Origin of the sequence: Acetobacter ascendens, assembly GCF_001766235.1 — a bacterium.
Lineage (GTDB): Bacteria > Pseudomonadota > Alphaproteobacteria > Acetobacterales > Acetobacteraceae > Acetobacter > Acetobacter ascendens.
In genome coordinates this window covers 1,311,582-1,332,951 of record NZ_CP015164.1, presented here as the reverse complement: position 1 = coordinate 1,332,951, position 21,370 = coordinate 1,311,582, and the positions used below count along the sequence as shown (strand labels likewise).

The 21,370-nt window shown below is 51.8% G+C and carries 17 protein-coding genes, 1 tRNA gene and 4 pseudogenes; 21 read left to right on the top strand and 1 reads right to left on the bottom strand.

Going from position 1 to position 21,370, the window contains the following annotated elements; genetic code table 11:
• Nucleotides 1-95 precede the first annotated feature (95 nt).
• The 13 genes and pseudogenes from clpX to A4S02_RS06390 all read left to right on the top strand — a co-directional run.
• A complete protein-coding gene (clpX, locus tag A4S02_RS06450) occupies nucleotides 96-1,361 on the top strand; it encodes an ATP-dependent Clp protease ATP-binding subunit ClpX (RefSeq protein WP_070323288.1) in 1,266 nt (421 codons plus the stop codon).
• A gap of 198 nt (nucleotides 1,362-1,559) precedes the next feature.
• Nucleotides 1,560-4,085: an endopeptidase La gene (lon, locus tag A4S02_RS06445; RefSeq protein WP_070323287.1), complete on the top strand. Its 2,526-nt coding sequence runs from the start codon at nucleotides 1,560-1,562 to the stop codon at nucleotides 4,083-4,085.
• Between the two features lie 144 nt (nucleotides 4,086-4,229).
• On the top strand, nucleotides 4,230-4,517 hold the full coding sequence (locus tag A4S02_RS06440) for an HU family DNA-binding protein (protein WP_003624117.1): 288 nt from the start codon (nucleotides 4,230-4,232) through the stop codon (nucleotides 4,515-4,517).
• A gap of 87 nt (nucleotides 4,518-4,604) precedes the next feature.
• Nucleotides 4,605-4,679: transfer RNA gene (locus A4S02_RS06435), tRNA-Val, on the top strand.
• A 229-nt stretch (nucleotides 4,680-4,908) separates the two neighbouring features.
• Nucleotides 4,909-5,274, top strand: a complete 366-nt coding sequence (gene ndhC / locus A4S02_RS06430; RefSeq protein ID WP_019088394.1) for an NADH-quinone oxidoreductase subunit A — start codon at nucleotides 4,909-4,911, stop codon at nucleotides 5,272-5,274.
• 18 nt (nucleotides 5,275-5,292) lie between these two features.
• Nucleotides 5,293-5,853 (top strand): NuoB/complex I 20 kDa subunit family protein, encoded by a 561-nt coding sequence (locus A4S02_RS06425; RefSeq protein WP_070323286.1) that lies wholly within the window; start codon nucleotides 5,293-5,295, stop codon nucleotides 5,851-5,853.
• Entirely contained in the window at nucleotides 5,846-6,505 is a 660-nt protein-coding gene (locus A4S02_RS06420) for an NADH-quinone oxidoreductase subunit C (protein WP_019088396.1), read from the top strand. Before A4S02_RS06425 ends, A4S02_RS06420 begins: the two co-directional genes overlap by 8 nt.
• On the top strand, nucleotides 6,505-7,785 hold the full coding sequence (locus A4S02_RS06415; protein ID WP_070323285.1) for an NADH-quinone oxidoreductase subunit D: 1,281 nt from the start codon (nucleotides 6,505-6,507) through the stop codon (nucleotides 7,783-7,785). Before A4S02_RS06420 ends, A4S02_RS06415 begins: the two co-directional genes overlap by 1 nt.
• Nucleotides 7,782-8,425, top strand: a pseudogene (locus tag A4S02_RS06410) (complex I 24 kDa subunit family protein). Before A4S02_RS06415 ends, A4S02_RS06410 begins: the two are co-directional and overlap by 4 nt.
• Nucleotides 8,426-8,436: 11 nt before the next feature.
• Entirely contained in the window at nucleotides 8,437-9,765 is a 1,329-nt protein-coding gene (gene nuoF / locus A4S02_RS06405) for an NADH-quinone oxidoreductase subunit NuoF (protein WP_070323284.1), read from the top strand.
• Between the two features lie 5 nt (nucleotides 9,766-9,770).
• Nucleotides 9,771-11,171: pseudogene (gene nuoG / locus A4S02_RS06400) on the top strand (NADH-quinone oxidoreductase subunit NuoG); the annotation flags it as partial.
• A gap of 91 nt (nucleotides 11,172-11,262) precedes the next feature.
• A complete protein-coding gene (locus A4S02_RS06395; protein ID WP_070322643.1) occupies nucleotides 11,263-11,673 on the top strand; it encodes a helix-turn-helix domain-containing protein in 411 nt (136 codons plus the stop codon).
• Nucleotides 11,669-12,160, top strand: a pseudogene (locus A4S02_RS06390) (IS630 family transposase); the annotation flags it as partial. The gene A4S02_RS06395 and the pseudogene A4S02_RS06390, both read left to right, overlap by 5 nt.
• Nucleotides 12,161-12,302: 142 nt before the next feature.
• Here A4S02_RS06390 and A4S02_RS06385 read toward each other — a convergent pair.
• Entirely contained in the window at nucleotides 12,303-13,688 is a 1,386-nt protein-coding gene (locus A4S02_RS06385; protein ID WP_070323251.1) for an IS1380 family transposase, read from the bottom strand.
• Between the two features lie 204 nt (nucleotides 13,689-13,892).
• On the opposite strand from A4S02_RS06385, the pseudogene A4S02_RS06380 reads away from it, so the two are divergent.
• The 8 genes and pseudogenes from A4S02_RS06380 to A4S02_RS06345 all read left to right on the top strand — a co-directional run.
• Nucleotides 13,893-14,573: pseudogene (locus A4S02_RS06380) on the top strand (molybdopterin-dependent oxidoreductase); the annotation flags it as partial.
• Nucleotides 14,574-14,578: 5 nt separating this feature from the next.
• Nucleotides 14,579-15,607, top strand: a complete 1,029-nt coding sequence (gene nuoH / locus A4S02_RS06375; protein WP_070323281.1) for an NADH-quinone oxidoreductase subunit NuoH — start codon at nucleotides 14,579-14,581, stop codon at nucleotides 15,605-15,607.
• A complete protein-coding gene (gene nuoI, locus A4S02_RS06370) occupies nucleotides 15,607-16,095 on the top strand; it encodes an NADH-quinone oxidoreductase subunit NuoI (protein ID WP_019088402.1) in 489 nt (162 codons plus the stop codon). Before nuoH ends, nuoI begins: the two co-directional genes overlap by 1 nt.
• Nucleotides 16,096-16,113: 18 nt before the next feature.
• Nucleotides 16,114-16,845 (top strand): NADH-quinone oxidoreductase subunit J, encoded by a 732-nt coding sequence (locus A4S02_RS06365; protein WP_019088403.1) that lies wholly within the window; start codon nucleotides 16,114-16,116, stop codon nucleotides 16,843-16,845.
• Nucleotides 16,842-17,165 (top strand): NADH-quinone oxidoreductase subunit NuoK, encoded by a 324-nt coding sequence (nuoK, locus tag A4S02_RS06360; protein ID WP_006116568.1) that lies wholly within the window; start codon nucleotides 16,842-16,844, stop codon nucleotides 17,163-17,165. Before A4S02_RS06365 ends, nuoK begins: the two co-directional genes overlap by 4 nt.
• A 6-nt stretch (nucleotides 17,166-17,171) precedes the next feature.
• Entirely contained in the window at nucleotides 17,172-19,112 is a 1,941-nt protein-coding gene (gene nuoL / locus A4S02_RS06355; RefSeq protein ID WP_070323280.1) for an NADH-quinone oxidoreductase subunit L, read from the top strand.
• A gap of 72 nt (nucleotides 19,113-19,184) precedes the next feature.
• Nucleotides 19,185-20,627 carry an NADH-quinone oxidoreductase subunit NuoN gene (gene nuoN, locus A4S02_RS06350; protein ID WP_070323279.1) on the top strand — a complete coding sequence of 481 codons (1,443 nt, stop codon included), beginning with the start codon at nucleotides 19,185-19,187 and terminating at the stop codon, nucleotides 20,625-20,627.
• Nucleotides 20,624-21,367 carry a biotin--[acetyl-CoA-carboxylase] ligase gene (locus tag A4S02_RS06345; RefSeq protein WP_070323278.1) on the top strand — a complete coding sequence of 248 codons (744 nt, stop codon included), beginning with the start codon at nucleotides 20,624-20,626 and terminating at the stop codon, nucleotides 21,365-21,367. Before nuoN ends, A4S02_RS06345 begins: the two co-directional genes overlap by 4 nt.
• The last annotated feature ends 3 nt before the right edge of the window (nucleotides 21,368-21,370 follow it).

The following is a 21,370-nucleotide window of genomic DNA, read 5'->3' as shown; positions in this document are numbered from 1 at the left end:
ACAATAGGGAAGGCGCCTGCCGTGAAGCAGGCACACACGTTCTGGGACTCGGCTCTCGGTGCGATGGGGCCTGGGATGATCGAGGGAGTGGGCTGATGAATACGAAGTCCGGTGATTCTAAGAACACGCTTTACTGCTCGTTCTGTGGAAAGTCACAACATGAGGTTCGCAAGCTGATTGCCGGTCCCACGGTGTTCATTTGTGATGAGTGTGTTGAGCTCTGCATGGATATCATCCGTGAAGAGAACAAGACTTCCCTTGTTAAATCGCGCGAGGGTGTGCCGACACCGCGGGGAATCTGCAAGGTTCTGGATGATTATGTAATCGGGCAGGCTGAAGCCAAAAAGGTTTTGTCTGTGGCTGTGCATAACCATTATAAGCGCCTTACGCAGGTTGCCAAAGCTGGTGATGTTGAGATTGCAAAATCCAACATCCTACTTATTGGCCCTACAGGTTCCGGCAAAACTCTGCTGGCCCAGACGCTGGCGCGTATTCTGGATGTGCCTTTTACAATGGCGGACGCTACAACCCTGACAGAAGCGGGGTATGTGGGGGAAGATGTTGAAAACATCATTCTCAAGCTGTTGCAAGCATCTGACTACAATGTGGAACGCGCACAGCGTGGCATTGTGTATATTGATGAAATCGACAAGATTTCTAAAAAGTCAGATAATCCTTCCATCACGCGCGATGTAAGCGGTGAAGGTGTGCAGCAGGCGCTGCTGAAACTGATGGAAGGCACAGTTGCTTCTGTTCCTCCGCAGGGTGGGCGCAAGCATCCGCAGCAGGAATTCCTGCAAGTAGACACTACCAACATGTTGTTTATCTGCGGTGGTGCTTTTGCTGGGCTAGACAAGATTATTTCTGCCCGCGGTAAGGGAACCAACATTGGCTTTGGCGCCGATGTACGTGCTCCAGATGAGCGTAAGACGGGGGAAATCCTGCACGACGCAGAACCGGAAGACTTGATGAAGTTTGGCCTGATTCCAGAATTCATTGGGCGTCTGCCAGTTATTGCAACGCTGGGGGATCTGGACGAAGCTGCGCTTATCAAGATTTTGACAGAACCCAAAAATGCGTTGGTTAAGCAGTATCAGCGTTTGTTCCAGATGGAAGATGTACAGCTGGACTTCACGGATGATGCGCTAAAAGCCATTGCAGATCGCGCTATTGTGCGAAAGACGGGTGCACGTGGGTTACGCTCCATTCTGGAAAGTATCCTGATGTCGACCATGTTCGATCTACCGGGCCTCGAAAATGTAGAGGAAGTGGTGGTTAACCGGGATGTTGCGGAAGGCAAGGCCAGTCCGGTCTATGTCTACGGAAAAAAGAAAGACGTCCCGGCAGAACAATCTGCTTAAGTTGGGAAATGTTCACAAAACAGCGCTGGCGGCACATGCTCCAGCGCTGTTTTTGTCACTGTCCCATTGTGTAAAACGCTGTGAATAACGACATAAGGATAGACAAAAGAGCTTTCACCGCGTTGGCTCTTGTACGGAACAGGGTATGCCGCAAGGCGGGTGCCGTGTCCGGATCGTCCTTGTCAGGAGGTCATCATCATGGCTGATAACGAAAAACCAGTGAAACGCAGACGCCGGACTGCAACAAAAACCAAGCCGGAAGTGGTAGCAGAAGCCACGCCTCAAACTACACCAGTTGTAGAAGCCGCAGCAGAGCCAGAAGCTCAGGAAGCTGCTAAAGCTCCGGTGCATGTGGCTGTTCTGCCACTGCGCGATATTGTGGTGTTCCCGCATATGATTGTGCCCTTGTTTGTTGGGCGCGAAAAATCTGTAAAAGCTTTGGAAACGGTCACAAAAGATGACCGCCACATTCTGCTGGTTGCCCAAAAAGATGCGGCGCAGGATGATCCTTCAGCCGATGATATTTATCGGGTTGGCACGCTTTCAACCATTCTGCAGTTGCTGAAACTGCCAGACGGCACCGTGAAGGTGCTGGTGGAAGGGGTGAAGCGCGTACGCGTAAAAACCTTGCACGAGGTGGAAGGGCACTTCGAGGCCGATATTGAGGATATGCCAGAGCAGGCGGCTGAAGGGCCAGAAGCCGAGGCACTTGGGCGTTCTATCGTGTCTCAGTTTGAGCAGTATATGAAGCTCAACAAGAAGATTGCGTCCGAAGTGCTGGTTTCTCTGAATCAGATCAGTGATCTGGCTAAGCTGGCAGATACTGTAACCAGCCACCTGAACCTTAAGATTGCGGAAAAACAGGAAATTCTGGAAGCGCCAACAGTCATGGCGCAGTTGGAAAAGGTTTTCGCACATATTGAGGCGGAAATTGATGTTCTTCAGGTTGAAAAGAAGATTCGCAACCGCGTTAAACGCCAGATGGAAAAAACGCAGCGCGAGTACTATCTGAACGAACAGCTCAAGGCGATTCAGAAAGAGCTGGGTGAAGGCGAAGACGGTAAGGATGAAACATCCGAACTGGAAGAACGCATTGCTAAAACCAAGCTCTCTAAGGAAGCGCATGAAAAAGCTGTAGCGGAGCTGAAAAAGCTGCGTGGCATGAGCATGATGTCTGCCGAATCTACAGTTGTGCGGAATTATCTGGATTGGTTGCTGAGTATTCCGTGGAAAAAGCGGACTAAGGTCAAACATGATCTGACAGAAGCAGAAAAAATTCTGGATACAGATCACTATGGTCTGGAAAAGGTTAAAGAGCGGATTCTGGAATATCTGGCTGTTCAAAGTCGGTCCCAGAAGCTGAAAGGCCCGATTCTGTGCCTGGTAGGTCCTCCGGGTGTTGGTAAAACGTCTTTGGCACGTTCTATCGCCAAGGCAACGGGGCGGCACTATGTGCGTATGTCACTGGGTGGCGTGCGTGATGAAGCTGAAATCCGTGGCCATCGCCGCACGTATATTGGCTCCATGCCCGGCAAGATCATTCAGGGGATGAAGAAGGCGAAAGTCTCGAATCCACTGTTCCTCCTGGATGAAATTGACAAGCTGGGGTCTGATTGGCGTGGAGATCCGGCATCCGCACTACTTGAAGTGTTGGATCCGGAACAGAACAGCACATTTGCAGATCATTATCTGGAAGTAGATTACGATCTGTCTGATGTCATGTTCGTTACCACAGCCAATAGCCTGAACATGCCGCAGCCTCTGCTGGATCGTATGGAGATCATTCGTCTGTCCGGCTATACGGAAGATGAAAAGGTGGAAATCGCTAAACGCCACCTCATTTCCAAGCAAACGCAGGCGCATAACCTCAAGCCGGGTGAATGGTCGATTATAGATGACGCCGTGCGTGATCTGATTCGCTATTACACGCGTGAGGCTGGTGTACGTAATCTGGAACGTGAACTTGCACGGCTTGCCCGTAAGGCCGTGAAGGAAATTGTCACCGGTAAGGCCAAGAAAGTTTCTGTTACTTCCAAGAATCTGGATAAATACGCAGGTGTGCGCCGCTTCAGCTATGGGGAAACTGAGGCAGAAGACATGGTTGGCGTTGTAACCGGTCTGGCTTGGACCGAAGTGGGCGGGGAAATCCTGACCATTGAAAGCGTTATGGTGCCGGGCAAGGGTGGTATTGTTGAAACCGGTAAACTGGGCGACGTGATGAAGGAGAGCATTTCTGCGGCATTCTCCTTTGTACGGAGTCGGGCAACCAGCTTTGGCATTGTGCCCACCTTGTTTGATAAGCGCAGCTTCCATGTGCACGTGCCAGAAGGTGCGACTCCCAAAGATGGCCCTTCCGCCGGTGTGGCGATGGTCACATCCTTGGTGAGCGTGCTGACAGGTATTCCCATCCGTCGGGATGTAGCCATGACGGGTGAAATCACCTTACGTGGGCGTGTGCTGGCTATTGGTGGCTTGAAAGAAAAGCTGCTTGCGGCCTTGCGTGCGGGCATTCGTACAGTGTTCATTCCCAAGGAAAATGAGAAGGACCTTACGGAAATCCCTGAAAACGTGAAGAAGAAACTGGAAATCGTTCCTGTCTCTCATGTGGATGAAGTTCTGGCGCGTGCGCTGGTGCGTCAGCCTCAGCCAATTGAGTGGGAAGATGTGCCAGATCCACTGCCAGCGGCTAGTGGAGAATCCACTCTTCCGGTGTTGCCACACTGAATAGAAGGGGTAAGAGCCCACGAAGTTGCGTTTGCTTGGTTGACGTGGCGGAAAACGGCTTCATAGTGCGTTCAGGTAGCGGACAGGCGGACGAAAAGGCCGCCCGCCGTTCCGAACAGATGTAAGAAATAGAAAGGCGTAAGGATGGAGAAGCCGCTCAATAAGCAGGAACTCGTTTCAGCAGTGGCTGAAGCTGTTGACCTGCCCAAGGCAAAAGCCGGTGAAGTGGTCGATGCCGTATTCGGTGCGATCGAAAAGGCCCTGTCCACAAAGCAGGAAGTACGTCTGGTTGGTTTTGGCACATTCGTGACCGCAACCCGCAAGGCTGCTAAAGGCCGCAACCCGCGTACGGGTGAAGAAATCGATATCCCTGCTTCCACCTCTGTCCGCTTCAAGCCGGGCAAGGCGCTGAAGGATGCCGTCAGCGGTTAATTCCGTCAGAAAATTTTTTTCTGAAAAAGGCCGACAATCTCAAAAAAAGGGGTTGTCGGCCTTTTCTGTTTATGGCACATAGGGCTCGGGCAATTAGCTCAGCGGTAGAGCGTCTCGTTTACACCGAGATGGTCGGCGGTTCGATCCCGTCATTGCCCACCATTTCCCCAAATGGTAACCCACATGCACAATGGACTTAGTTCCATTGCTGCCTGTGTGTGTTTTGGTCAGAACATTCTCTGACCTCTCAATTCCCCTTTAAAATTCGGCCTTCACAAGAAAGTGCCCCATACCCAACGCGTTCGTGCATATCCGTGCGCAGGATGTTGGGGCTAGGGTTGCTGCATGAAACAAAAGCCACTGCGGCTTAAACATGTGCAGGAACCACACCATGCAGTCTGTTCTTGGTGACTATGCGCCAGTTCTCGTGTTTGGGGGCATGTCGGTTATTATTGCCGCCGCCATGCTGGGTATGGCGCTACTAAGCGGCCACCAGAAACCGTATTCTGAAAAACTCACAGCTTATGAATGCGGTTTTGAAGCATTTGATGATGCGCGCCGTCGGTTTGATGTGCGTTTTTATCTGGTCGCCATTCTGTTCATCATTTTCGATCTGGAAGTTGCATTCCTGTTCCCGTGGGCCATCACTTTAGGGCGCATTGGGCTGTTTGGCTTTCTTTCTATGCTTGGGTTTCTGGCCGTGCTGGGCATTGGCTTTTTGTACGAATGGCGCAAGGGCGCGCTGGATTGGGATTGAGGTGAGGGAGATACAGCCATGACAGCCAACCAGCAGGATGCGGTTATATGGAACCGTGAAGCGCTTCCACCCGGCCCAGAGCAAGATGCTGTTGTGCGGGGTATTACGGGCGTTCTGGCCGAAAAAGACTTTGTTGTTGCCAATTTGGATAAGTTGGTAAACTGGGGGCGCACAGGCAGCTTGTGGCCTATGTCCTTTGGGCTGGCTTGCTGCGCGGTGGAAATGATCCACGCTTACATGCCGCGGTATGATCTAGACCGTATGGGTATTATCCCGCGAGGATCTCCGCGTCAGTCTGATGTCATGATTGTGGCTGGCACGCTTACCAACAAAATGGCTCCTGTGCTGCGCCGATTGTACGAGCAGATGGCTGAACCACGCTGGGTTATTTCCATGGGCTCCTGTGCCAATGGCGGTGGGTATTATCACTATTCGTATTCTGTTGTGCGTGGGTGTGATCGCATTGTGCCTGTAGATGTGTATGTGCCGGGCTGCCCACCTACGGCAGAAGCTTTGATTTACGGCATCATGCTGCTTCAGAAAAAAATACGTCGGACAGGGACCATTCTCCGTGGCTGAACTTCCTGTAAATCCTCGGCAGGGGCGCCTTGAGGGGCGACTGGCTGCCATGGCCTTTACCTTTATGGCAACCGTGCCCTCAGTTTCCTATGCGGCAGTAGAAAAAGGTGAGTTGGTCGTTCGAATAGAACGAGATTATTTATTGAGTTTCTTCGAGTTGCTGAGGGATCATCCATCATACCGTTTTGAGCAACTGATGGATCTATGTGGGGTAGATTATCCAGAACGACCGCAACGCTTTGAGGTTGTTTATAATCTCCTGTCTGTCACGCATAACCACCGTATTCGCGTCATTGTACAGACAAATGAAATGACCGCCGTGCCTTCCGTGCACCATTTATGGCCCTGCGCTACATGGTGGGAGCGTGAATGTTATGATCTGTTTGGAGTGGTTTTCTCAGGTCAACCCGATATGCGGCGTATTCTCACAGATAATGGGTTTGAGGGACATCCACTGCGTAAGGACTTCCCTTTAACGGGCTATGAGCAGGTCCGCTACGATGTGGAGCGTAGGCAAGTGGTAAAAGAACCTGTTTCTTTGACACAAGATTTTCGAGATTTCGATTTCGTTTCCCCATGGGAGGGCATGCTGACTTTGCCCGGAGACGAAAAAGCGCATGAAGTCAGACAGGGCATGAAGAGGTCCGGCTGATGACTGAAGTAAAAAACACCTTTATCGAAACAGCAGATACTGTGCTGCGCCAAGATGTTCCAGAAAGTCTTGTGCCAGAAAAGGTGGCAGAAGAAGAACCACGCAAGGTTGTGGAAATTGATTCTCACGCACTGAATTTTGGGCCTCAGCATCCATCTGCGCATGGTGTGTTGCGCTTGGTTCTGGAGATGGAAGGCGAGGTGGTGGCACGTGCTGTGCCTCATATTGGGCTTTTGCATCGTGGCACAGAAAAGCTGATAGAATACAAAACTTATCAGAAAGCTCTGCCGTATTTTGATCGGCTGGATTACGTTTCTCCGATGTGTGAGGAGCAAGCATTTGCACTGGCAACGGAAAAACTTCTAGGCATTGAAATTCCGGAACGTGCCAAGTGGCTGCGTGTCATGTTTGCGGAAATCACGCGTGTTCTGAACCACATTCTCAACCTTACAGCTATGGGGCTAGATTGTGGGGCCGTTACCCCTGCTTTGTGGGGGTATGAAGAACGCGAAAAACTTCTGGAGTTTTACGAGGCAGCATCTGGCGCACGGTTTCATGCCAATTATTTTCGCCCCGGTGGTGTAGCACGTGATGTTCCTGCAGAGTTGGAAGATAAAATAGGTGTATGGGCCAAAGAGTTTCCAAAATGGATTGATGAACTCGAAGGTTTGCTGACTGAAAACCGTATCTGGAAACAGCGCACTGTTGGTATTGGCGTTTTTACAACAGAGCAAGCATTAGCTTGGGGCTTTAGCGGACCGTGTTTGCGTGCCTCTGGTGTGCCGTGGGATCTGCGTCGTAATCAGCCCTATGACAATTATCACAAAGTTAAATTCAATGTGCCGGTAGCGCGGCAGGGCGATTGTTATGATCGGTATTTGGTACGTGTTGCGGAAATGCGTGAAAGCGTCAAGATTATTGAGCAATGCCTAGCCCAGATACGCCCTGGAGACGTAAAGGTGCAGGACCCCAAGTTCAGCCCGCCACCACGCGCAGAAATGAAGCGTTCTATGGAAGCGCTCATTCATCACTTCAAGTTGTTTAGCGAAGGGTATCACGTACCCCCCGGTGCAACCTATACAGCGGTAGAAAGTCCTAAAGGAGAGTTTGGGGTGTATCTGGTTGCTGATGGAAGCAACCGACCTTATCGCTGCAAAATTCGCCCAACAGGATTTGCTCATCTTCAGGCCATTGATGAATTGTCTCGCCGCGGTATGCTGGCAGACATAGTGGCCATTATCGGATCGCTTGATCTTGTGTTCGGGGAGGTTGACCGATGAACACCACCTGGGCCCCGGCAAAACAGCCGGAGAGTTTTGCTTTTGATGATGAATCTGAAGCAGAAATTGTAAATGTTCTTAAAAAATACCCAGAAGAACGCAAAGCCAGTGCAGTTATGCCACTTTTATATATTGCACAGCGCCAGATGGGCCGTGTAACCGGCAGTGCATGGATACCTCTTGTGGCAATGGATGAAATTGCCCACAGGTTAGAGATGGCACCAATACGTGTGTATGAGGTTGCTTCTTTTTACACCATGTTCAACACAAAGCCGATTGGTCGCTATCACCTTCAGGTTTGCACAACCACACCATGCTGGTTATACGTGGTTCGAATGCGGTAACAGAGGCTTGCCGTAAGGCAACGGGGATTCATCATTTTGGTGAAACCAGTGCAGATGGTCTGTTTACGCTAACAGAAGTAGAATGCCTGGGTGCATGTGCCAACGCACCTATTCTGCAAATTGATGATGATTACTACGAAGATATGGATGGTCCACGCACAGAAGCATTAATTGCAGATTTGCGTGCAGGCCGTAGGTCAGAAGCTGGGCCAGCTATTAACCGTATGTGCTCAGCACCGGAAGGGGGCAGAAAAACTCTTTTGGAAACGTCTGCGTCATCCCCGGATCAGAAATAGGAGAAACGGCCATGCTTCAGGATAAAGACCGTATCTTCACCAATCTTTATGGCCAGAATGATTGGCGTTTGCCCGCAGCGCGTAAACGGGGAGGCTGGGAGAATACAGCAGATATTATCGCAAAAGGGCGAGATGCAGTCGTGGCGGAAATGAAAGCGTCTGGCCTGCGCGGGCGGGGTGGGGCGGGCTTTCCCACCGGGTTAAAGTGGTCATTCATGCCCAAAAAGTCTGATGGCCGCCCCCATTATCTCGTTATTAATGGAGATGAATCAGAACCCGGCACCTGTAAGGACCGGGAAGTTATGCGGCATGAACCACATAAGCTGATAGAGAGCGCAATGATTGCCTCTTTCGCTATGGGGGCGCATGCATCTTATATTTATATCCGTGGCGAATTTTGTAGAGAAGCCGAGCGCCTTCAGGCAGCTATAGATGAGGCTTACGCGGCTGGTTTACTCGGAAAAAATGCTGCTGGTAGCGGATGGGATTTTGATTTCCGTATCCATCGTGGTGCTGGCGCATATATTTGTGGGGAAGAAACAGCTCTACTGGAAAGCTTGGAAGGCAAAAAAGGCCAACCCCGTATGAAGCCCCCGTTTCCGGCAGGGGCTGGGTTGTATGGTTGCCCAACCACAGTAAATAATGTGGAAAGCATAGCTGTTACCTCCACCATTATGCGGCGTGGGGCTGCCTGGTTTTCTGGCTTAGGGCGGCCCAATAATGCAGGCACAAAACTTATGGCCATTTCCGGCCATGTGAATACACCTTGTGTGTTTGAAGAAGAATTAGGCGTTCCACTTAAAGAGATTATTGAAAAACATGGCGGTGGCGTGCGCGGTGGGTGGGATAATCTGCTGGCCGTTATTCCCGGTGGTTGCTCTGTTCCTGTGCTGCCCAAATCTATCTGTGAAACTGTGTTGATGGATTACGATAGTTTGCGTGCAGAACGTTCCGGTTTAGGTACGGCTTGCATGATTGTAATGGATAAATCCACAGATATTATTGAAGCCATCGCGCGTTTTTCAAAGTTCTTTAAACATGAAAGCTGCGGGCAGTGCACGCCATGTCGGGAAGGCACCGGGTGGATGATGCGCATGATGAACCGCATGGTGCAGGGCACAGCCGAAATAGAAGAAATTGATCTGCTGGAGCAGGTGACCAAGCAGGTGGAAGGCCATACTATTTGTGCGCTGGGTGACGCCGCAGCATGGCCCATTCAGGGGCTGATCCGGCATTTCCGGCCAGAAATGGAAGCCCGAATTCGGCAGTACAAGGCTGCGTATGGTGGCACTGGCTTGGTGCAGGTGCCTGCGGGCGGTGTGCCTGTGGTGGCGGAGTAAGAATAATGGTGAAGGTCATTGTTGACGGTACACCGGTAGATGTGCCTGCAGGTTTTAGTGCTTTGCAGGCCTGCGAGGCTGCCGGAAAGGAAATACCGCGCTTTTGTTATCATGAACGGCTTTCCGTTGCCGGTAATTGCCGTATGTGCCTGGTAGAAGTGGCGCGTGCGCCCAAGCCTGTTGCATCCTGCGGCTTTCCTATTTCTGAAGGGATGCAGATTTTTACGGATACAGAGGTTGTGCGCCGCGCACGCCGTGCTGTTATGGAATTTCTGCTGATTAACCATCCGTTGGATTGCCCCATTTGTGATCAGGGTGGGGAGTGTGATCTGCAAGATCAGGCTTACGGATATGGATCTGGTATTTCGCGCTATCATGAAGAAAAACGCGCAGTAACAGACAAAGATCTTGGGCCGTTGGTTAAAACGGTCATGACGCGCTGCATCCAGTGCACACGTTGTGTTCGGTTTAGTACGGAAGTAGCTGGCACGCCTGAGCTAGGTATGGTCTCACGCGGTGAAAATGCTGAAATCACCACATACGTACAAAAAGCGCTGACATCAGAACTTTCAGGAAATCTGATAGATGTTTGCCCTGTAGGTGCCCTTACATCTAAGCCATCGGCTTTTCATGCGCGTTCATGGGAATACAAAAAAACAGACAGCATTGATGTTATGGATGCGCTGGGCACGAATATCCAGATTCAGGCGCGCGGCGGTGAAGTTATGCGCATTGTACCGCGCGTGAATGACGAAGTGAACGAAGAATGGCTTTCTGACAAAGGACGTTTTTCGGTTGATGGGCTCAAGCGTCGGCGGCTTGATCAGCCTTGGGTGCGTGTGCATGGTAAGTTGCATCCGGCCACATGGCAGGAGGCATTTGTTTCTCTAGCGCGCAGGCTAGAAGGCGTGCCGGGTGAAAAAATCGGTGCCATTGCCGGTGATCTGTGTGATGTGGAAAGCCTGTGTGCCCTTAAGGATTTTTTGAACAGCCTTGGCTCATCAAACTTGGACTGCCGACAGGATAGCGCATGGTATGATTTGAGCGCACGCGCAAATTACCTGTTTAACAGCGATATTGCCGGAATAGATGAGGCAGATGCTCTGTTGTTAGTGGGGGTAGAGCCACGGCGTGAGGCCCCTGTTTTAAATACCCGTATTCGTAAGCGGTATCTGGATGCAGGGCGAGGCGGCTTTCCTATAGCTAGTATCGGTCAGTTTGTTTCTGATCCAACATATCAGGTTGATATTCTGGCTGATGGACCGGATGTTCTGGATAAACTTTTGGCGGGAGAGCATGTTTTTGCGGAAGTTTTGCAAAAATCTTCTCGTCCTATGATTATTCTTGGGCATGGGGCCTTAACCCGTCAGGATGCACCTGCCGTTTACGCAGCTTGTAAACAGTTAGAGCATAATCCGATCTAATAGGTTCATTTTAAGATTCCCATACTGGTCGAAATCTGATTCATACTATGTGCCGGTATGGAGGCCGGCCCGTATGACCCGAGCCCTGTCTGCTGACCTTCGCCGCCGCACGATTGCGGCTGTTGCCTCTGGCATGACCCGTCGTGCGGCGGCGGTTCGTTTTGGTGTGTCTTCGTCGAGCGTTATCCGCTGGGTTGCTGAGTGGCAGGCCAGCGGTCGTGACCATGCGCTTAAACAGGGCGGCGATCGCCGTTCTCACCGGATTGAAGCGTGGTCAACCTTCCTGCTGGCCGCGATTGAAACAAAGGCCGATATTTCCCTTGTCGAACTGGCGGAGACACTTGCAGCGGAACACGGTGTCCGCTTTGCGCCGAGCACGATCTGGCGCTGTCTCGACCGTCACGACATGACCATCAAAAAAAACGGCGCACGCCAGCGAGCAGACACGGCCCGACGTCGCACAGCAGCGCGAGGCCTGGTTTGACAGCCAGCCTGACCTTGATCCGACCCGTCTGATCTTCATCGACGAAACAGCCGTCTCAACGAAGATGGCTCGCCTGCGGGGGCGGTCACAACGGGGCACGCGCTGTCGGATGTCCGTGCCCCACGGGCACTGGAAAACCACGACGTTCATCGGCGGGCTGCGCCTCTCCGGCATGACAGCACCGATGATGCTGGACGGCCCAATGACCGGCGAATGGTTTGCCGCCTATACCCGCAAGGTGCTCGTTCCAACCTTATCACCGGGAGACGTCGTCATTCTGGACAATCTGCCCGCCCATAAAGGAGCCGTTGCCCGCGAGGCTGTGGAGGCAGTCGGCGCCAGGTTGTTGTTCCTGCCGCCCTACAGTCCTGATTTCAACCCGATCGAAAACATCTTCGCCAAAATGAAGGCGTGGATCAGACGGGTGGCACCGCGAACCCTCGACGCGGATTTCTCACACTTGAGGCAATTTCAGGTCATTTTGTAGAGTTCAGTCATCCCACAGGAGCCCGATCTGGAATATTGACGATATTCTGCTTCTGGCGGCGGGTTCTGAACGCAGTGAGGGTGTCACGGCCTGAGAAGGCAGTGTTGGTGGAAGCTATGTGGTCTGTGCACTGTCTGTTTCTTCAGATGGCCTGCCGGAGCCTTCGCAATCGTGCATGAGCGAGGGCGAATTCATGCTGACAGGGGAACATGTCCGGCATGGACAGGACAATCCGACGGACGCTGAGCGTTACACGTGTCGCGATTTTGAGCAGTCGTGCGCGTATGGTGCCACAGGTCGCCGTCTCCAGGCTGGTCTGGCCAAGGGCCAGTCTTTGCAGAGCGGTCAGCAGGACATAGGCTGCGGCCGAGAACCACAGCCGGAGCTGGTTGGCCCGGATGGTGTGGGACGAGGTCCTGTCTGAGAACAGATCCATCTGGCATTCCTTGATGCGGTTTTCCATATCCCCGCGTGCGCAGTAAATCTGTTCGTAGAGATGGCGGGGGTCGGACATTCCCTGCGGTAGCGTGGTGACAATAAAGCGATGATAGCGGTTGCCATGGCGCCATTCGGCCTTGGCCACGACCCGCCTGCGGCGCGTCCAGCTGTCCTTTGTGATCCAGTCAAAGGAGGCAAAGCCGCGCGCAGCTCTGCCTGTCGTGGCGGCTTCGTCACGAACCTCAGCGGACAAAGAGGCAATCCGGTCATACAGGCGGGTGTTGCCTGCAAGCCCAAACAGGAAGTCAACGTGGTTGTCTTCGCACCATGTCATCAGACTGTCCCGGGCGAAACCGCTGTCCCCACGCACCAGGATACGCACCCGGGGCCAGCGGCTCCTGATCTGCTCCACGATCCGGCGGATGTCTGCCAGTGCTTCCTTCCCCGGGTCCCTGTCTGCCGTGCGCAGGGTAGCGCTGAGGAGATGGTCCCCGCAGAAGACATACAGGGGCAGATAGCAGTTATGGCCGTAATATCCATGAAAGGCGCGGCCTTCCTGATGGCCATGGATACGGTCATCGGTGGCATCCACATCCAGAACGATCCGGGCGGGTGCGCGCTCATGCTGGTCCATGAAAAGCGTCACGAACAGGGTAGCCAGGGCCTCATGATCAGCAATGATGCGGCAGTAACGATCTGCCTGCTGCCCACTGCGCTCCAACCGGTTCAGCGTGGATTTGCCTGCCAGTGCCGCACAGTTGGCCCGGCTTCCTGACAGACGTCCCGATACCAGACCCATGACAGGATCATGACGTAAAGCGTCATGGTCATTAAGGTCTTCATAGCCCAGTGCCAGGCCCATGATCCGCTGACGGACAAGGTCTTCAACCCGGTATTCCACAAAGCCGGGATGCCGTTCATCGCGAAAACAGGCAGCAAAGCGGCGGCTGAGCCCCAGAATGTCATCAGCCTGCTTCACCAGAATGACGCCCCCATCCGAACTCATGCGACCCCCGTCAAAACGGGCCACAACACGCCGTCCACAGGAGGCTGGAAACTCATACGCGCCTGCGCTACACTCTGTCTGCATCGGGTTCGTTTATTGCTTATGAAAAATTATTTTGTACAAAACAGACTTTTTCATAATCTAACCCGATGTACAACCCTTCTGTGAGATTTCCGCGTCGACGCTCTTCAAAATACCGTCTGTGGAGCAATTGACGATATCTCTCATCGCCAGGCCGCCGCGTGCTTCACCGCCGCTGGATATGAACCAGACTGATCGGATTATGCTCTAGCTGAAAAAACAGGCATGGTTGCAGAAGGATGGAATGGCTTTAACGTTCTGCATACCGCAGCATCTCGGGTAGGGGCGTTGGATATTGGTTTTGTGCCTGGCCCACACGGATGCGCCACTGCCAACATGCTGCGTGGTGGGGTGGAAATTTTATGGTTGATGGGCGCAGACGAGCTTCCCGTCGAACGTATTTCACCAGAAACGTTTGTTGTGTATCAGGGCCACCATGGTGATGCAGCCGCCAAGCGGGCAGATATTATTCTGCCAGGGGCCGCTTATACGGAAAAATCAGGCACGTATGTAAATACGGCCGGTCGTGTTCAACGTGCTTTTCGGGCTGTGTTTGCTCCAGGAGAAGCGCGGGAAGATTGGCGTATTATTAGGGCTTTTTCCGAAGTGTGTGGGCATACATTGCCGTATAATACGGTGGAGGAACTGCATGCACGCATGGCGGATGTAAATCCTGTATTTGCACATGTTGGGCATATTACAAGGCTTGCAGCTTCTCAGACCATTGCCGCACAACAGAAAAAAGATGAGGACAAAAGCTTTATGTCTGCACCTTTCAGGTCTGTCATTCCAGATTATTACCAGACTAACGCTATCAGCCGCGCCAGCCCCACTATGGCGGAATGTTCAAAAGTTTATAGCGTGCCTCGCGCGATAGCAGCGGAGTAAGGCCAATGGGACAGTTCTTTTATCACACCCTTGCTGGCCAGATTATTCTGATGTTGCTGGAAACGCTGGCCGTTCTGGTGCCGCTACTTATTGCTGTTGCGTATCTTACGCTGATGGAACGCAAGGTGATGGCCGCCATGCAGCGTCGCCGTGGGCCGAATGTGAATGGCCCATTTGGTCTGCTTCAGGCTTTTGCTGATGCCATCAAGATGATTGTAAAGGAAACAATCATTCCAGCAGGCGCAAACCGTGCTTTGTTCCTGTTTGCACCGTTTCTTACCTTTTCGTTGGCCATGGTGGCATGGGCGGTTATTCCTACAGGTAACGGTTTGGCAGTTGCCAATATCAATGTGGGTATTCTCTACCTTTTGGCTATTTCCTCATTAGGTGTTTACGGTATTCTTATCGCTGGGTGGGCATCTAATTCCAAATATGCCTTTCTTGGTGGATTACGCTCTGCCGCGCAGATGGTTTCTTACGAAGTTTCTATTGGCCTGGTCATTGTTTCCGTATTACTGGCTGTTGGCAGCCTGAACCTGAACGATATTGTGCTGGCACAGCGCCATGTCTGGTTCTGCTTGCCTATGTTCCCGATGTTTATTGTATTTTTTATATCGGCACTGGCAGAAACAAATCGCGCGCCATTTGATCTTCCCGAAGGGGAAAGCGAGCTGGTGGCAGGTTTTTTTGTAGAATATTCATTCCTTGCGTTTGGCCTGTTCTTTCTGGGTGAATACGCAAACATGATCCTTATGTCATCTATGGTCAGCATTCTGTTTCTAGGCGGGTGGTTGCCACCATTGGGGATTGCTCCACTTACATGGGTGCCAGGCCCTTTGTGGCTGATTTTCAAAATTCTTTTCTGTCTGTTTGTCTTTATCTGGGTGCGCGCCACGTTCCCACGGTATCGCTACGATCAGCTTATGCGGCTGGGCTGGAAAGTATTCCTGCCACTTTCCCTTTTGTGGATGATCGGAACTGCAGGTTTTCTTATGGTAACGGGTCTGCTGCCCCATATGGGAGGTGTGAACTGATGGGTGCTTTAGGTAACACGCTGCGCTCTTTCTTGCTGAAAGAGTTGGTGGGGGGCATGTCATCCACTTTCCGTATGATGTTTCGCCCAAAAGTAACATTGAACTACCCTTATGAAAAAGGGCCGCTATCACCCAGATTTAGGGGTGAACATGCGTTGCGCCGTTACCCCAATGGGGAAGAGCGTTGTATTGCCTGCAAGCTTTGTGAAGCGACATGCCCGGCAGAGGCTATTACCATTGAGGCGGAAGAGCGTGATGATGGATCTCGCCGCACCACACGCTACGACATTGATATGACAAAGTGCATCTATTGCGGCCTGTGTGAAGAAGCATGCCCGGTAGATGCCATTGTTGAAGGTCCGAACTACGAATTTGCCACCGAAACACGCGAAGAGCTGATGTACGACAAAGACAAGCTTTTAGCGAATGGAGACAGGTGGGAAGCGCTGCTTGCGCGGCGTCTGGAATTAGATGCCCCGTATCGCTGAGCAGATGCAGGCCATGACATGGCAGGAGGTTGGCCAATGATGGCACAGCTTGTTTTCTACGTTTTTGCAACGGTGCTGCTGTTTTCGGCTGTAATGGTCATTAGCGCACGTAACCCGGTGCATTCCGTACTTTTTCTTATCCTTGCATTTTTTAATGCAGCGGGTTTGTTCCTAGTGGCCGGGGCCGAGTTTTTGGCCATGCTGCTTGTTATTGTTTACGTGGGGGCAGTGGCTGTTCTGTTCCTGTTTGTTGTGATGATGCTGGATATAGATTTCAGCAGTCTGCGTGAAGGTTTTCAGAAACACGCACCTTTAGGCGTGTGTGTTGGGGGCGTTTTGTTTGCCGAGTTGCTTATGGCGTTCAGCAACTGGAAAATGGCACCAGCCAACATTGTGGCACCTCTTAATCCTGCGCCTCAGCTTACCAATACAGAAGCTTTGGGAACTGTTATTTATACACACTATGTTTTTCTGTTTCAGGCGTGTGGGCTTGTGCTGCTGGTCGCCATGATAGGCGCTATCGTGCTGACCTTGCGTGAACGCGCCACAGGCCGTCGCCAGAATATAGATAAGCAACACGCACGCACAGTTGAAGAAACGCTGGAGCTTGTACAACTGCCACTTGGCGAAAACGTGTTTGAAAGCGGTGGTTTCCTGCGGCCCAAAGGCTCCTATTACGAAACAGCGGTTCCCGGTTCCTATGGTTCTGGAAATCAGGCTGTGGCGGAAAAAGAGGAGAACAGGCCATGACATCCGCGATCGCTCCCATAGGTATTGGGCCTTATCTTTTTGTTAGCGCGGCACTGCTGGTTCTGGGTGTGTTTGGTATTTTTCTAAACCGCAAGAACGTCATCATCCTGCTGATGTCCATGGAACTCATTCTGCTTTCGGCCAATCTCAACCTTGTTGCATTTTCTTCTGCGCATGGAGATTTGTCTGGGCAGGTCATGGTCCTGTTTGTGCTTACAATTGCCGCAGCAGAAGCTGCCATCGGTCTGGCTATTGTTACGGTGTATTTCCGTAATCGTGGGTCCATCCAGGTCGAAGACGTGACGATGATGAAGGGATGATTGGCTATGCAGCCCGATCTTAACCTCTTTTCCGCCGCTGTTCTTACACCGCTTGTAGGGGCTACCGTAGCTGGTCTTGGTGGTCGCCTCATGGGCGATACTTTAGCCAAAGCCGTTACCCTTGTGTGCATGGGCATTGCGACGCTTTGTGCTATTGGGGCTTTGTGGGGGGGATGGCTTGCTGGTTTTGGCCATTCCACAGTGCATCTTGGACAATGGGTTCATGCTGGTGGGTTTGATGCCACGTGGACGCTAAGGTTTGATGCGCTATCTGCCACTATGGTGGCAATGGTGCTTGTGGTTTCGTTGCTGGTGCATTGTTACAGCCTTGGCTACATGAGCCATGACTCCATGCCCACATACAGGTTTTTTTCTTATCTTTCCTTATTCACCTTTGCCATGCTTATGCTGGTTTCTTCTAATGATCTGATCCAGCTTTTTTTCGGATGGGAAGGGGTGGGGCTCGCCAGTTATCTGTTGATTGGCTACTGGTATGATCGCCCATCCGCAACAGCCGCAGCTATCAAGGCGTTTGTGGTCAACCGCGTGGCGGATCTATTCTTCCTTGTAGGCATCGGGCTGATTTATGTGCTGTTCCATACCGTGCAGTATGATGCCATTTTTGCACAGGTTCCGCAGGTTCTGAACGCATCCTACACGCTGTTTGGTATTTCCTTCCGTATGTTGGAAGTTATCTGCCTGCTGCTATTTGTGGGGGCTATGGGTAAATCGGCTCAGTTGTTTCTGCACACATGGTTGCCAGATGCAATGGAAGGCCCAACGCCTGTATCTGCCCTTATTCATGCGGCCACAATGGTTACGGCAGGTGTGTTTCTTATGGCGCGTATGTCTCCATTGTTAGAGTTTGCGCCTGCAACACGCACATTCATTATTCTTATTGGTGCAACAACCTGCTTTTTTGCTGCAACGGTGGGTATGGTGCAGCCAGATATCAAACGCACCATTGCGTATTCTACCTGTTCCCAGCTTGGTTACATGTTTGCCGCAGTAGGTGTGGGAGCGTATCAGGCTTCGGTTTTTCATCTGACAACACATGCCTTTTTCAAAGCGCTTCTGTTTCTTGGTGCTGGTTCCGTTATCCATGCCATGCATGATGAACAAAACATGTTTAAGATGGGCGGTTTATGGAAAAAGCTGCCACTCACCTACACAGTCATGTGGATAGGCAGCTTGGCACTTGCTGGTGTGTTTCCGTTTGCAGGCTATTGGTCCAAGGATGCCATTCTGAATGCGCTGTGGTCCACCGGTTCTTCGGCTAGCATGTATGCGTGGAGCTTGGGCACGATCACTGCGTTTCTCACGGCTTTTTATAGCTGGCGGCTTATTTTTCTGGTGTTTCATGGTCAGGCAGCGGATACCCATGCGCGGGATGCAGCACATGAAAGTCCAGCCGTTATGAGTGTACCTTTGGTGCTATTGGCTTTTGGCGCTGTTGTTGCGGGTATTCTTTTGGCTCCATTTTACATTGGCACGCACCAGATCGGTTTCTGGGAAGGGGCCATTTTCAATGCTCCAGATAATGCAATTATGGAAAATCTGGAGCATGTGCCTGGCATTGTTGCCATCTTGCCCTCTTTGGCGGGTCTGGCCGGTATTGCGTTAGCTGTGCTGTGTTATGTGCTGAACCCTGCTTTGCCAACCAATATGGCGCGGGCTTGCGGGCCGCTTTACCGCTTCTTACTGAACAAATGGTATTTTGATGAATTGTATGATGCCATTTTTGTGCGTCCCTATACGGCAATTGCACGTGTTCTCTGGAAAGATGGGGAAGAAGGCGTGGTGGAAGCCGTGCCGCATGATGTGGTGCAGGCTGCGCGTACAAGTGCAGCTCAAGCGGTAAAGCTGCAAACAGGATCTATCGCCATTTATGCCTTTACGGTGCTGGCCGGGTTGGTTGTGCTGTTAACCGTGGCACTGTGTGGTTGAGGAAGAGGTGAACATAATGCGCGAAACGGTTTTACCCTTTCCTTTTTCCTCCTACCTACGGGGTATGGTGCAATGAGTATGACCAGCTTTAACTGGACAATAGCAGTGCCAGAAATTGTGCTTGCGTTGTCTGGCATTGTTATTCTGGTAGCCGGTGTATTACAGCGGAAAGGGGAGGGGTTTTTCTCTTCTGCCATGCTGAGCATTGCAGCATTTGCCGTATCCGGGTCTCTGGTGCTGCTTTCACCAATGGGGGAAGGGTATGCAGGCACCTTTGTGAATGATGGTTTTGCTCGCTTCATGAAGATGCTGATACTGGCAGGTGCATTGGTCGCTGTGGCGCTAACGTTTAGTTACCGTACGCGGGATAAAACTACCCTGCCGTTTGAAACTCCGGTGCTGATGCTGTTTTCAACTTTAGGCGCGATGATCATGGCATCTTCCGCCAATTTGATGACACTGTTTGTGGGGTTGGAACTCTCATCTCTGTCCATTTACATTTTGTGTGCGATGGAGCGGGATAGCGTGCTGTCATCAGAAGCCGGGTTGAAGTATTTCGTACTTGGGTCTTTGGCTTCTGGTTTGCTGCTCTATGGTATTTCGCTGGTGTATGGTTATGCAGGCACCATGGAATATACAGGGTTGGTAGCGGCCATTCGAGCTTCAGGCGCTCTGCCAATGGGGCTGATTGTCGGGATTGTTTTTATTGTTACCGGCCTGTGCTTCAAACTCTCAGCCGTGCCGTTTCATATGTGGACGCCAGATGTCTATCAAGGTGCGCCCACTCCAGTAACAGCTTATATGGCAGGGGCTCCAAAATTTGCAGCTTTTGCGTTGTTCTTGCGTGTTATGGCTGGGCCGTTTGGCACAGTCGCTCCGCGCTGGCAGATCTTGATAGAAACCGTTTCCGTGCTGTCCATGGTGTACGGGGCTTTTGCAGCTATTCCTCAAGGCAATATCAAACGCCTGATGGCATATTCCTCCATTGGTCATATGGGATACGCCATGATGGGGCTGGCGGCAGCATCGCTTGCAGGCATACAGGCCACGCTTATTTATTTGGCGGCTTATTTTGTGATGAATGCAGGTGTATTTGCCTGCATTACGGCGATGCGACGGAAAGGGCGTGAGGTTGTAAGCATTTCCGATCTGGCAGGCCTTGGGCGTACAGATCCGGCAATGGCTGCTGTTTTGGCGTTGTTTATGTTCAGCATGGTGGGGGCACCACCTTTGGCTGGTTTCTTTGGTAAATTTCTGGTTTTTGCCGCGGCTTGGCAGTCTGGCCTTTACGTACTGGTGGTAATTGGCGCACTCTCCAGCATAGTTGGTGCGTATTATTATCTGCGGATTGTGAAGGTGATGTATTTTGATAGCCCAGCAGAAGTGCTGGATCGTCCTGCCCCTAGCCTGTTATTTGTTTCCGGCAGCATGGGTTTGGCAACTGCCTTGTTTGTTGCAGGAATGGGCCCTCTCATGGCATGGGCGCATCAGGCCGCACTTGCTCTGGGCGGATGAAAGATCAGTCTAGCCCGTGGCGGCTTGAATGCTTTGCAGAACTGGGCTCTACCTCTGATTTCTGCCTGGAACAGGCGCGGCATGGGGTAGATTCCGGTCTTGCGGTTTTAGCGTATAGGCAAACCCAAGGCCGAGGCAGCCGTGGCCGCCAGTGGGTGGATGCCGGGCAAAGTCTTGCTTTATCTGTTTTGCTGGATGCGCAACAGGCAGGACAGGATATGCTGGGGGGGTGGCCGTTTGTCGCCTCTTTGGCGTTTTATGATGGATTGCTGCGCGCCGTGCCTGCTGTGGCGGGGCATCTCATGATAAAATGGCCGAATGATCTTTTATTGGATGGCCAAAAAGCAGGCGGTATCCTGATAGAGCGGGAAGGCGGTCGCCTTGTTATAGGCTTTGGTGCAAATCTCACGCAGGCGCCATCCCAACAGCAAACAGGACGCTTTGCAGCTTGCTTGGGTCAGTATGGCGAGGTTCCGCCAGCAAAAGATGTTGCCCAATGTATTCTTTCCTGCCTGACAGATTGGTGTGCTGTTTGGCAGCAAAATGGCTTTGGCGCATTACGACAGGCGTGGCTTGATCGGGCGCATCCGGTGGGGACGCCCCTTGTCGTTAGCAGCCGAACTACTTATGAACAGGGAAAATTTGCAGGTTTGGCCGAGGATGGCCGCCTGCTGCTGGACACGGAAACCGGTATGAAAACGATCACGACAGGAGATATCCTGCTGGAAGAAGGGGTATAATAA

What these genes read in the sequence shown, in the direction of transcription:
- A4S02_RS06365 (WP_019088403.1), top strand. Translation starts at nt 16,114, where the DNA reads ATGGCAGGAGGTTGGCCAATGATGGCACAGCTTGTTTTCTACGTTTTT.
- nuoN (WP_070323279.1), top strand. Translation starts at nt 19,185, where the DNA reads ATGAGTATGACCAGCTTTAACTGGACAATAGCAGTGCCAGAAATTGTG.
- nuoK (WP_006116568.1), top strand. Translation starts at nt 16,842, where the DNA reads ATGACATCCGCGATCGCTCCCATAGGTATTGGGCCTTATCTTTTTGTT.
- ndhC (WP_019088394.1), top strand. Translation starts at nt 4,909, where the DNA reads ATGCAGTCTGTTCTTGGTGACTATGCGCCAGTTCTCGTGTTTGGGGGC.
- clpX (WP_070323288.1), top strand. Translation starts at nt 96, where the DNA reads ATGAATACGAAGTCCGGTGATTCTAAGAACACGCTTTACTGCTCGTTC.
- nuoF (WP_070323284.1), top strand. Translation starts at nt 8,437, where the DNA reads ATGCTTCAGGATAAAGACCGTATCTTCACCAATCTTTATGGCCAGAAT.
- nuoL (WP_070323280.1), top strand. Translation starts at nt 17,172, where the DNA reads ATGCAGCCCGATCTTAACCTCTTTTCCGCCGCTGTTCTTACACCGCTT.
- nuoH (WP_070323281.1), top strand. Translation starts at nt 14,579, where the DNA reads ATGGGACAGTTCTTTTATCACACCCTTGCTGGCCAGATTATTCTGATG.
- lon (WP_070323287.1), top strand. Translation starts at nt 1,560, where the DNA reads ATGGCTGATAACGAAAAACCAGTGAAACGCAGACGCCGGACTGCAACA.
- A4S02_RS06425 (WP_070323286.1), top strand. Translation starts at nt 5,293, where the DNA reads ATGACAGCCAACCAGCAGGATGCGGTTATATGGAACCGTGAAGCGCTT.
- nuoI (WP_019088402.1), top strand. Translation starts at nt 15,607, where the DNA reads ATGGGTGCTTTAGGTAACACGCTGCGCTCTTTCTTGCTGAAAGAGTTG.
- A4S02_RS06345 (WP_070323278.1), top strand. Translation starts at nt 20,624, where the DNA reads ATGAAAGATCAGTCTAGCCCGTGGCGGCTTGAATGCTTTGCAGAACTG.
- A4S02_RS06415 (WP_070323285.1), top strand. Translation starts at nt 6,505, where the DNA reads ATGACTGAAGTAAAAAACACCTTTATCGAAACAGCAGATACTGTGCTG.
- A4S02_RS06440 (WP_003624117.1), top strand. Translation starts at nt 4,230, where the DNA reads ATGGAGAAGCCGCTCAATAAGCAGGAACTCGTTTCAGCAGTGGCTGAA.
- A4S02_RS06385 (WP_070323251.1), bottom strand. Translation starts at nt 13,688, where the DNA reads ATGCAGACAGAGTGTAGCGCAGGCGCGTATGAGTTTCCAGCCTCCTGT.
- A4S02_RS06395 (WP_070322643.1), top strand. Translation starts at nt 11,263, where the DNA reads ATGACCCGAGCCCTGTCTGCTGACCTTCGCCGCCGCACGATTGCGGCT.